Genomic DNA, 12,225 nt, shown 5'->3' with positions numbered 1-12,225 from the left:
GCTGACCCGCGGGTGTCCGGCGGCACCGGTGCCGCCGGACACCCGCGGGTCAGCCCGCCTTCTTCCAGTCCTGGCAGCCCTGGGTCTGGAAGTACTCGCCCTTCTCGACCGTCACCCGGCCCGGACCGTCCAGGTTGTTGTTGGCGATGATCGCGTCGAACTCGCCGCTGGCGTCCTTCAGCCGGGCCCAGTAGCAGCCGAACATCCCGTCGCCGCCGCCGGTCTTGTACGTCCCCGCGGCGATGTCCTCCCCGACCAGATACTCCCCGTCCCCGCCGAAGGAGCTCGCCGGGCCGGGGGCCTTCGTCGCCTTCGGCTTGGCCGTCACCGTCTTGGTGACGGCCGGAGCGGGGGCGGCCTCGGCCGTCTCGGTCACGGTCACGGTCACCGTCGGGCCCGGCTTGGCGGAGGCCTCCGGCTTGCCGTCGGCGTCGGCCTCTCCGCCGGCGCCGATGCCTGTGCCGATGAAGAGGGCGACGCACGCGACCGCGCCGTGCGTGACCCACGTCTTGGCGCGCGAAGGCTTGCGCGGCGAGTGGGCGGGCGGCGCCTGGAGGGGCGGGGCCGGGACGGGCGGCGCCTGGACGGGCGGCACCGGGACGGTGTGCTCGGGCGTCCCGTAGGGACCGGGGTGCTGGTACTGAGGAGAGTTCATGTCGTGCTCCGATCAGGCCTGGTGAGAGAGGTGGGATGCGTGCGGGTCGGTCGGGGACCGCGGACCGGCCGCGGCGGCGGAGGAAGCAGGGGCGGTGCCGGGTAGCCGGGTGCCGGGTGGCGGTGCGGGCCTACTGGCCGCGGATCCTGAGTCCCGCCTCCGTCGCGGGGTAGAGGATCGCGTCGGCCACCCGGCCGCCGGAGTCCTTGACGCCTCCGCTGAAGTTGAGACGTCCGCCGGCGCCGGCCTTGGCGGCGACGCCGTCCCAGTAGCGGGGCTCCCGGTCCCACCGGATTCCGGCGAGCAGACGGTGCAGGTCCTCGACGCCCAGGGCGCTCATCGGGTCGGCCCACGGGGTGGTCCGGTGGACGGCGATGCCCAGGCCCGCGAGCACCGCCGGGGCGGTGATCGCGCTGCGCGAGGCGAAGTGCGGGAAGAGGTCGGAGATCAGCCGTGCCAGCGCCGGGACCGTACTCCTCTCCACCTGCTCGGCGTCCGTTCCGGCGGGAAGTTCGTCCTCGTGGACGGTCTCCGCGGAACGGGTCAGCCCGGAGCGTCCGTAGACGGTGGTGATGACGAGGGCGCGCAGCGCGGAGAGGGTGATGACCTCCGGGTCGGTCCTGCCGACCTGCCGCTTGCTGGCGTTGACGAGCTTGGTGAACGGTACGAGCCTGCCGTCCACCTCGACCTTGACCGATTCGGCGAGGCGGTGCGCGAGCCGGGTCGCGAAGTCCCGCTGGTCCATCGACATGGCGAGGTTCTTGGCGACGGCCACACCCTGCACGTTGCGGTCGTAGAAGATCTGCCGCGCGTCGGCGACCGACAGGTCCACGTAGAGCTCGAAGGGGACGCGGACGGTGGCGAGTTCGGCGTAGGTGAGGCCGAACCGCCCGGGATCGTCGTAGAGGTCGTGCCAGGCGGTGGTCTGCGTCTCGCCGTCGATGGCGACGACGCAGGTGCCCGGCGTGATGGTCAGGGTCCGCAGTCCGGTTCCGGGCACCAGCTCGTCGCTCAGCGCCGCGAGCGGACCGGCGTGCCAGAAGGTGACCGGCGGCGTGGACCAGCCGGCGCCCAGTTCCCCCTTCACCCCGTCGGCGATGTACTCGGCGTAGGCGCCGACGTTCCTCCCCTTCTGCGTGGACTTCAGCGCCCGCTGCACCAGCGCCCGCAGCTCGGCGTGGCGCCGTACCGTGCCGGACTCTCCCTTGAGCGATTTCATGTCCTCCTCCCGGCGGGGAGAGGGGACGAGCTGGACGAGGGTCGCCACGGACATGGTCCCGATCACGGCGTCCGCCCGGAAGGGCATGACGGTGAGCTGGATCCCTTCGACGACGGCGGTCGGCAGGGTGATCTGCATGAGGTGTCTCCCTCGACACGGAGGAGCGGGCGGCGCGCGATTCGGCACCGCGTCGCGGGCAGGGAACACGGCACGCCGAAGGCTCATGCCGTGAGAAGGTCGCCTCCAATCGGAAGCTCCGCCAGATAAGCAGAACCGTGAAAGCACTGTCAAACCCCTTGAGGAATTTGACGCGTGCCGTAATGTGTTTACTGTCCACTCCCGAGAGGCCAGGAACCCCATGCCCCAGCCACCAGCTCTGGTGACAGCCGCCGAGATCTCCCGGATCGCGGGTGTCACGCGGGCCACCGTCAGCAACTGGCGCCGCCGGCACGACGACTTCCCCGCCCCGTCGGGGGGTACCGACAGCAGCCCGCTCTACGACCTCGAAGCGGTACGGGTATGGCTGGAGGCACGCGGGCAGTCGCACGCGGCCTCCCCGTCCGAGGAGTTGCGCACCGTGCTGCGACTCCACGGGCCGGGCTCCGGCCTGGCGGCCCGGCTGTTCCCGCTCGTGCTCGCGGTGTCACGCGCCGGCGCGGACGAACTCGCCGCCTACGACGACCTGCCCGACTCCGAGATCGTCACCCGGGCGGAAACCGCCGCCGCCGAACAGGCCGGATCGATGCCGCAGACCGAGCCGGTCCGCTTCGGCACGGAGGACCTCCCCGCCCTGCGGGCGCTGATCCGCTCCGTCCGCGGCGAGGGCGCGCACAGCACGCTGGACGTCCTCGCCGAACGCGAACTGGACGACACCGCCTCCAGCGGCACCTACCCCACGCCCCGGGGCCTCGCGGACCTCATGGCCCGGCTGCTTCCGGAGCACACGGCACGCGTACTCGACCCGGCGTGCGGCAGCGGCACCCTGCTCGCGGCGGCGGCACGACGAGGTGCCACCGAGCTGTACGGCCAGGACGTAACTCCCGTACAGGCCCAGCGCAGCGCGGTGGGCCTGCACCTGTCGTCGCCCGGCGCCCAGGTCACCGTGCGCGCCGGCGACACCCTGCGCGCCGACGCCTTCCCGGAGCTGCGCGTGGCGGGCGTGCTCTGCAACCCGCCCTACGGCGACCGCGAATGGGGCCACGAGGAACTCGCCTACGACCAGCGGTGGGCCTACGGTGTACCGCCCCGGATCGAGTCGGAGCTGGCCTGGACACAGCACGCGCTCGCGCACCTGGAACCCGGGGGCCACGCCGTGATGCTGCTCCCGCCGGCCACCGCCACCCGGGCCTCGGGCCGCCGCGTCCGGGCCGAACTGGTACGCAGTGGCGCACTGCGCGCCGTCGTCGGGCTGCCGGTCGGCGCCTCCGTACCCCTGCACATCGGCCTGCACCTGTGGGTCCTGCGCCGCCCCGAGCCGCAGGGCACCGACAGCGCGTCCGTCCTCTTCGTGGACATGGGCGGCGATCAGCGCGAGAGCACCGCGAGCCCGTCGCAGGACCGCCACTCCCAGACCCAGACCCGGAGCCGGCGTGGCGGGGCGGGAGTGGACTGGGACGCGCTGTCGGGCGAGGTCCTCACCCACTGGACCGCCTTCCGCGAGAATCCGGAGTCCTTCACCGACACGCCCGGTGCGGCACGTGCCGTACCGACCATCGACCTCGTCGACGACCTCGTCGACCTCACGCCCGCCCGGCAGGTACGCGCCGCACCCGTCGACATCGACCCGGCGGAGGTGGCCGGACGCACCGAGCACCGCCGCGAACTGCTCGTCACCTCTCTCGCCGCACTGGAGAACGCGGCGGGTCACGGACCGTGGAGGGCGGTCGCCGAGTCCTCGCGGACCTGGCGTACGGCCACGGTCTCCGACCTCGCCCGGGGCGGAGCGCTCGCCCTGCTGCGGGCGGCCGTACCCGGCAGCCGCAGCGAGACCCCCCGCACGGACGACGGGGAGCGCCGACCGGTGCTCACCGCGTCGGACGTCAGCGGTGGCGGGGCCCCTTCGGGCACGGTGGAGGACCTGCGTACCGACGCGGCACACACCGTCGCCGCCGGCGACGTCCTCGTACGCGCCGTGGCCGGCGGCAACGGCGGCATGGCCCGCGTCGCGGACGAGGCGGACACCGGTGCCCTGCTCGGCCACCACGTCCACCTGCTGCGGCCCGACCCGGCACGGCTCGACCCCTGGTTCCTCGCGGGGTTCCTCGGCGCCCACGACAACATCGCCGGCGCCTCCACCGGGAGCACCATCCTGCACGTCACCCCCGGCCGGCTCCGCGTACCGCTGCTCCCACTGGACGAACAGCGCCGGTACGGCGCCGCCTTCCGCCACGCACACGAACTGCGCACCGCCGCCCGCCGGACGGCCGCGCTCGCCGAGGAGACGGCGCAGGCACTGCTCACCGGCCTGACGGCGGGGGCGCTGCTCCCGCCGGCCCCGCCGGAGAACCTCTCGGCGTGAACGTCGCGGCCGGCCTGAACATTCAGGCCGCCCGCACCCCTCGACCACACTGAATCCGCAACCGAAACCGCAACCGTCCCGACCGGGCCGGGGCCTTCGAAGGGAACGCGTTGAACAGCAGTAAGCACACGGAACTGGCGAACCACGCCTGGTCCGTCGCCGACCTCCTGCGCGGCGACTACAGGCAGTCGGACTACGGCAAGGTCATCCTGCCGTTCACCGTGCTGCGCCGCCTGGAGTGCGTCCTCACCCCGACCCGCGACAAGGTCGCCGAGACGGTCGCCCGCTTCGCCGGCCAGGACATCGACACCGACCACTTCCTGCGCAAGGCGTCGGGGCACGCGTTCTACAACAAGAGCCCGCTGACGCTCAAGACCATCGCGGACGACCCGCAGAACATGGCCAAGAACCTCCAGGCGTACATCGGGGCCTTCTCCGAGAACGCCATCGAGGTCCTGGACAAGTACGAGTTCGCCCAGCAGATCAAGAAGCTCGACGCGGCCGGCCTGCTCTACAAGGTCGTCGGCCGCTTCACGGATCTGGACCTGCGCCCCGAGATCGTGCCCAACCACAACATGGGCTACATCTTCGAGGAACTGATCCGCCGCTTCTCCGAGCAGTCCAACGAGACCGCGGGCGAGCACTTCACCCCGCGTGAAGTCATCAAGCTGATGGTCAACCTGCTGATCGCCCCGGACGGCGACGCGCTCAGCCTGCCGGGCGCCGTCCGCACCGTCCTGGACCCCGCCTGCGGCACGGGCGGCATGCTCAGCGCGGCCGAGGAACACATCAAGGCCCTGAACCCGGACGCCACGGTGGAGGTGTACGGGCAGGAACTCAACCCGGAATCCTGGGCGATCTGCCGGTCCGACCTGATGATCAAGGAGCAGGACCCGGAGAACATCGCTTTCGGCAACTCCTTCTCGGACGACGGTCACGCCCGGGAGAAGTTCGACTACCTGCTGGCCAACCCGCCGTTCGGCGTGGAGTGGAAGAAGGTCAAGGAGGACGTCGAGTACGAGTACAAGAACCTCGGCGACTCCGGCCGCTTCGGCGCGGGCCTGCCCCGCATCAACGACGGCTCGCTTCTCTTCCTCCAGCACATGATCTCGAAGATGAAGCCGGTCGACGTCAAGGGCGGTGGCGGCTCGCGCATCGCCATCGTCTTCAACGGCTCCCCGCTCTTCACGGGCGCGGCCGGCTCGGGCGAGTCCGAGATCCGCCGCTGGATCCTGGAGAACGACTGGCTGGAGGCGATCGTCGCCCTGCCGGACCAGCTCTTCTACAACACCGGGATCTCGACCTACTTCTGGATCCTGACCAACCGCAAGGACGCCCAGCACAAGGGCAAGGTCGTGCTGCTCGACGCGCGCGACCAGTGGGTCAAGATGCGCAAGTCGCTGGGCGACAAGCGCAAGGAACTCGGCGACGGGACCGGCGGCAAGCCCAACCACATCGCCGACATCACCCGCCTGTACGGGGACGCCGTGGCGGCTGCCGCGGACGCCGAACACCCGATGCACGGCAAGGTGAAGCTCTTCGGGAACACGGAGTTCGGCTACCAGCGCATCACGGTCGAGCGGCCGTTGAAACTGCGGTTCGAGCTGACGGAGGAGACGCTCGCGGCGCTGCTCGCGTCGAAGCCCGTGCAGAAGTGGGCCGAGGAGCGCTTCCTGCCGCGCGAGGTGGAGTTGGCGGCGAAGGCGAAGGCCCGACGGAAGCTGACCGAGGAGGAAGAGGAGCGGTTCGCGAAGTTGGCTGACGCCGAGACGCGGGTGCTCGCGGACGCCTTGCGCCCGCTGCTGGGCACGGAGTGGGCGACCAAGTCCGAGGCCCAGATCGCGGTACGGGACGCGATGGCCGAAGCCGGCGTCCAGGGCCCGACCGGAGCGCCGTTCGCCAAGGCGCTGCGGGACACGGTGGGCGTACGGGACCCGGAGGGCGAGGTCCAGACGATCAAGGGCGAGCCGGAGCCGGACAGCGACCTGCGCGACTACGAGAACGTACCGCTGGGCGAGGACGCGGAGGAGTACCTCAAGCGAGAGGTGCACCCGCACGTGCCGGACGCGTGGATCGACCACACGAAGACGAAGGTGGGGTACGAGATCCCGTTCACGCGGCACTTCTACGTGTACGAACCGCCGCGGCCGTTGGCGGAGATCGACGCGGATCTGAAGGCGCTTGAGGCGGAGATCCAGGCGCTGCTGGGAGAGGTGACGGAATGACCGAGAATCGAATCGCTCCCTGGCTCTCCGAGTCGCGGTGGCCGACGGTGCCCATTCGTCTTGTAGCTCGACTCGGGTCCGGACACACGCCGAGTCGGAGCAAGCCGGAGTACTGGACCGACTGCACCAAGCCATGGATCACGTTGGCCGATGTCTGGCAGCTGCGTAGCGGACAGAAGAGCGTCATCACGGAAACCAAGGAGAAGATCAGCCCGCTCGGCCTTGCCAACTCTTCGGCCGTTCTCCATCCGGCGGGAACCGTAATTCTTTCTCGCACGGCCTCGGTTGGTTTCTCGGCCATCATGGGGAGCGAGATGGCCACGAGCCAGGATTTCGCAACGTGGACGTGTGGACCGCGACTGGAGCCACGCTTTCTTCTTCACGCCCTGCGGGGAATGGCGCCTGATCTCAAGCGTGTCGCTACCGGATCGACGCACAAGACCATCTATATGCCGGATATTGAACAGCTTCGGGTTCCTCTTCCGCCGTTGGAGGAGCAGCGTCGCATCGCTGACTTCCTCGACTCTGAGATTACACGCATTGATAAATTGGTGGCCGCGAGATGCCAGATGCAGAAACTTCTTGACCTGAAGCGAGAGCGTTTTATTGAGTCGATGCTTGGGCTTGATTCGCAGGCATCTCCACATCCTTTTGTCCCCCTAAAGTACCTGGTAGCGGAAGTTACTGTGGGTATCGTTATCACGCCAGCCAAATGGTATGTGGATTCGGGTGGAATTCCGGCTCTGCGTGGAACGAACGTCAAGCCGGGTGTCGTTGATGCGAAAGATTTGGTGCGTATCAGTCCAGATGGTGATGCCGTGCACTCTAAGTCTCGACTCAACGCTGGTGACGTGGTGGTTGTCCGTACAGGCCAGGCGGGAGCTGCGGCAGTGGTTCCTCCTGAATTCGACGGATCGAATTGTATCGACCTTATCATCGTGAGACCGGGTCTGAAGATTGACCCAGAGTACCTGGAGTACGTGCTGAACTCTGGATATTCTCGCGCCCAGGTTGCTGAATATTCCGTGGGTAGTATTCAGGCGCACTTCAATGTGGGTGCGATGAAGCAAATCCCGATTCCTTCGATTCCGTGGAGGGAGCAGAAGGAAGTCGTTGTTCGGCTTCGCTCCGAGGTGGGGGCGATTGAGCTGCTCCGCCGGAAATTGGTGCAGCAGAGTGAACTCCTCGCCGAACGCCGCCAATCCCTCATCACCGCCGCAGTAACCGGCCAGTTCGACGTCTCCACCGCCAGTGGCCGCAACGTAACGGACGGAGTCAACCCGTGACAGCCATACACCGCGAGTCCGCCTTCGGGGACGCCATCGTCGCCGCGATGACCGAGCGCGGGTGGCGCGAGGCGCGGCCCGAGGACTATCAGGCCGATCTCGGGCTGGACACCCACGAACTCTTCACCTTCATCGGCGCGACGCAGATCGACGAGTGGAACGACCTCCTCGCCGTCTACGGCGACGCCAATGCCGCCCAGGACGGCTTCGCGCGCCGCCTGGACAAAGCGATCGCCGAGGACGGCCTGCTGAGCGTCCTCCGTAACGGCGTCAAGGACCGGGGCGTCCGCCTCCGGGTCGCCTACTTCAAGCCAAACCTGGTCGCCGACAACTCCGTCCTCGACGGCTACCGCGCCAACCGCCTCACCGTCGTACGCGAACTCGTCTACGCCACCAAGCAGGCGGACTGGGGCAACAAGCTCGACCTGACCCTGTTCCTGAACGGCATCCCGGTCGCCACCGCCGAGTTGAAGAATCCGCTCACCCGGCAGGGCGTCGAGGAGGCGAAGAACCAGTACCGCTCCGACCGCGACCCCACCGAGCTGATCTTCACCCGCCGTGTCGTCGCCAACTTCGCGGTGGACCCGGACCTCGTCTTCGTGGCGACCCAGCTCCGGGGCCAGAACACCCGGTTCCTCCCGTTCAACACCGGTTCCAACGGCCCGGGCCTGCCCGGCGGCGCCGGAAACCCGGCTCCGGTCGCGTACGGCGCGTACGCCACCTCCTACCTGTGGGAACAGGTCTGGGCCCGGGACAACTGGCTGGACCTGCTCCAGCGTTACGTGCACCAGCAGAAGTCCAGGACCCCCGGCGGCGGCACCACCAAGTCGACGATCTTCCCGCGTTTCCACCAGTGGGACGTCGTGAAGAGGCTGACCGGGCACGCCGCGACCCACGGTGTCGGCCACAACTACCTCGTCATGGCCTCCGCCGGCTCGGGCAAGTCCAACACCATCGGCTGGCTGGCCCACCGGCTCAGCGATCTGCACGCGGACACCGATCCGCACGCGCTCGACCCGGACGCCGTCGAGCAGGGCCGCCTCAAGCCGGGGGCACCCGTCTTCGACAAGGTCATCGTCATCACCGACCGCCGCAACCTGGACGCCCAGCTCCGGGAGACCGTCGGCAGCTTCTCGCAGACCGAGGGTCTGGTCGTGAAGATCGACGAGAAGAACGGTGCGAAGAGCGAGCAGCTGGCCCGCGCGCTGTCCCGCGACACGGGCAAGATCGTCACGGTCACCCTGCACTCGTTCCCGGCACTCATCGACTACATCGTGCGCAACCCGACCGAGATCAAGGGCACCAGGTTCGCGATCATCGTGGACGAGGCGCACTCCTCCCAGTCCGGCGGTGCCGCCACGGACGTGCGGGCCGTGCTCCGGGACCTCGGGCTGGACTCCGACTCGGCCGATCGGGGCGCGGTCGCCGTGCCCGCCCCCGTCACGGTCGACGAGAAGCTGAGGAGGAAGGCCACCGAGCGCTCGCAGGCCGCGAACCTCTCGTACTTCGCCTTCACCGCCACCCCGAAGGCCAAGACACTCGAACTCTTCGGCACGGAAGCCACCGAGGGCGGTAAGTCCGTGTACCGCCCCTTCCACACGTACTCGATGCGCCAGGCCATCGAGGAGGGGTTCATCCTCGACCCGCTGCGCAACTACGTCACGTACAACACGTACTGGAAGCTGGTGAACCAGAACCCGGACGAGATCGAGGTCGATCCCTCCAAGGCCAACAGCCTGCTCGCCCGGTACGTGCTGACCCATGAGCACACCGTCTCGCAGCACGCCACGGTGATCGTCGAGCACTTCCTCGCGCACTCCCGGGGGCGGCTCGGCGGGCGGGCCAAGTCGATGGTGGTGACGGCCTCGCGGCAGTCCGCCGTACAGATGGCCCGGGCGATCAAGAGTTACCTCAAGGACCAGGAGTACGACACGAAGTACCCGGACCTCGGGGTCCTGGTCGCGTTCTCCGGCTCGCTCACCGTCGACGACGAGGAGACGACCGAGCCGAAGGAGAACGGCGGGATCGCGGAGAGCGCGCTGCCGAAGGCGTTCGCGTACACCCGCGCCGACGACAAGGCCGTGGCGGCCGGGGGGCGCGGGCAGCAGGAGTACAAGATCCTCGTGGTGGCGGAGAAGTACCAGACCGGGTTCGACCAGCCGCTCCTGACCACCATGTACGTCAACAAGAAGCTGACCGGCATCTCCGCCGTGCAGACGCTCTCCCGGCTCAACCGCACCGCCGAACGCAAGTCGCAGGCGGACCTCGCGGTCCTGGACTTCAGCAACGACGCCCAGGACATACAGGACGCCTTCCGCCCGTACTTCGAAGAGGCGACGACGCTGCCCTCCGACCCGAACCTGCTCTACACCGCGCAGAGCGCCGTCATGTCGGCGCCGGTCATCTCCGAGCCGGAGATGGACGAGTTCGCCGCCGCCTACTTCGAGGCGAAGGAGAAGGCGGCCGGTTCGCAGGCCAAGTGGGAGAAGCTGCACGCAGAGTTGTACCGCCTGCTCTCACCCGCCGTCGCCCGGTTCACCCCGCTCCTGGAGAGCGAGGAGGACGACGAGGTGGAGACCGCGGAGAGCTTCCGCGCCGCGCTCAACGACTACGTGCGCAAGTACGGGTTCCTCGCCCAGATCGTGCCCTACCGCGACGCGGAGCTGGAGCGGCTCCACCTCTACGGCCGCTACCTCCTCAACCGGCTTCCCCGGCGTGCCGACGGTGGTGTCGACATAGGCGAGATCGACCTCAGCCACCTGCGGGTGGAGAAGACCGGCGAGCACGACAAGTCCCTCGCCCCGGAGGGCGCGGCCGAGCTCAAGGGGTTCGGGGAGGGTGTCGGCGGCGCGGCGGAGGCCGAGAAGTCGCTGCTGTCGGAGCTGATCGAGGCGTTCAACGCCAAGTTCGGCACCGACTTCACCGAGCAGGACGTCATCCAGCCCTTCAACGAGGCCAAGGCGGACCACAAGGTCCGGCTGGCGGCGGTCGCCAACGACGACGTGGACAACTTCGGCAAGGTCTTCGACAAGGTCTTCGCCGACAAGATGGCCGACCACATCGACACGATCGCCGGCATGGGACGGCAGTACTTCGGCCCCGACAAGGGGTTCAAGTCCAGCCTGGACCGCAGCGCGCGCCGGGCGGCCTGGCGGATGATCCGCCGGGAAGAGGGCGTGGACGAGTAGTCCCGTACGTCTCGGAAGAGGGCCCACCGCCACGCTCACGCGGCGTACGGTGGGCTCTCGCAGCGCCGTGACCGGAAAGAGGCGGCCCGTGCGGTTTCGGGCCGCCGGCACTGGACTGAAGATCGTCCCACCAGGGAGACTGTCCTCAGCAAGCCGAAGGCCGGTCCCGTCGTTCACGCACCGGCCGGTACACGCACACACGGGGGCCCCACGTGCCAGAGCAGCCGATCGCGGGCCGGTACGAGCTCCTGGAACCGCTCGCGGGCGGCGGTATGGGGGAGGTGTGGCGCGGCTACGACGCCGTGCTCGACCGGCCCGTCGCCGTGAAACTGATCCGGCAACAGGCCGTCGGCGGATCGGTCCAGCTGGCCGAGGAGTTCGCCAAGCGCTTCCGCCGTGAGGCCCGCATCACCGCGCGCATCCAGCACCCCGGCGTGCCCCAGGTGTACGACGCGGTGCTCGACGACACCTACGAGCGGCTGTACCTGGTCATGGAGCTGGTCGACGGGACACCGCTGTCCGCGTACGTCCACCCCGCTCGCCCGCTTCCGGTGAGCTGGGCGGTGGCGGTGGCCGCGCAGGTCGCCACCGTGCTGTCGCACGCGCACGAGGTGCCGGTCATCCACCGCGACCTGAAGCCCAGCAACGTCCTGGTCGCCCGCGACGGGACGGTGAAGGTCCTCGACTTCGGGATCGCCGCGATCCTGCGGACCGACGTCACCAAGCTGACCGCGACCGGAACACCCATCGGCACCTATCAGTACATGGCGCCCGAGCAGGTGCGCGGCGGACGGACGTCCCCGCAGACCGACCTGTACGCGCTCGGCTGCATGCTGCACGAACTGCTCTGCGGGCGGCTGCTGTTCTCGGCGGACAGCGAGTACATGGTGATGCACCAGCACGTGAACGCCGCCCCCGTACCGCTGCGGGCCCTGCGCCCCGAGGTACCGAAGGAGCTGGAGGACCTCGTCCTGCACCTGCTGCTCAAGGCGCCCGAGGCACGGCCCGCCGACGTGCAGGAAGTGTACGAGCGCCTGCGGCCGTTCCTGCCGCCGCCCGGCCGGTCGCCCGGGCCCGGCGAGGCCGGCCCGGCGGGGGCGCCGGACCCGACGGGCATCTTCCGCGATCCGTACG

7 protein-coding genes are annotated in these 12,225 nt (G+C 69.0%); 5 read left to right on the top strand and 2 right to left on the bottom strand.

Annotated elements, in window-relative coordinates; translation table 11 throughout:
• Positions 1-49 precede the first annotated feature (49 nt).
• Positions 50-655 (bottom strand): hypothetical protein, encoded by a 606-nt coding sequence (locus tag ACWD3D_RS24585; RefSeq protein WP_451462971.1) that lies wholly within the window; start codon positions 653-655, stop codon positions 50-52.
• Positions 656-785: 130 nt separating this feature from the next.
• Positions 786-2,012: a DNA sulfur modification protein DndB gene (locus ACWD3D_RS24580; protein WP_451462970.1), complete on the bottom strand. Its 1,227-nt coding sequence runs from the start codon at positions 2,010-2,012 to the stop codon at positions 786-788.
• Between the two features lie 220 nt (positions 2,013-2,232).
• Between ACWD3D_RS24580 and ACWD3D_RS24575 the strand changes: the two genes are divergently transcribed.
• The 5 genes from ACWD3D_RS24575 to ACWD3D_RS24555 form a co-directional block, all read left to right on the top strand.
• Positions 2,233-4,392, top strand: coding sequence for an N-6 DNA methylase (locus ACWD3D_RS24575; RefSeq protein ID WP_451462969.1), 2,160 nt, complete (start codon positions 2,233-2,235; stop codon positions 4,390-4,392).
• Between the two features lie 110 nt (positions 4,393-4,502).
• On the top strand, positions 4,503-6,617 hold the full coding sequence (locus tag ACWD3D_RS24570) for a type I restriction-modification system subunit M (RefSeq protein ID WP_451462968.1): 2,115 nt from the start codon (positions 4,503-4,505) through the stop codon (positions 6,615-6,617).
• Positions 6,614-7,903 carry a restriction endonuclease subunit S gene (locus ACWD3D_RS24565; protein WP_451462967.1) on the top strand — a complete coding sequence of 430 codons (1,290 nt, stop codon included), beginning with the start codon at positions 6,614-6,616 and terminating at the stop codon, positions 7,901-7,903. Before ACWD3D_RS24570 ends, ACWD3D_RS24565 begins: the two co-directional genes overlap by 4 nt.
• Complete coding sequence (locus ACWD3D_RS24560; protein ID WP_451462966.1) at positions 7,900-11,091, top strand: type I restriction endonuclease subunit R; 3,192 nt, start codon at positions 7,900-7,902, stop codon at positions 11,089-11,091. The genes ACWD3D_RS24565 and ACWD3D_RS24560 overlap by 4 nt, the downstream gene beginning before the upstream one ends.
• 272 nt (positions 11,092-11,363) lie before the next feature.
• The coding region (locus tag ACWD3D_RS24555) for a serine/threonine-protein kinase (protein ID WP_451462972.1) at positions 11,364-12,225 on the top strand (862 nt) is incomplete at its 3' end.

The organism is Streptomyces sp. NPDC002690, assembly GCF_053592415.1.
Note: the sequence above shows the minus strand (reverse complement) of the source record. Positions and strands in the feature narration are given on the sequence as shown.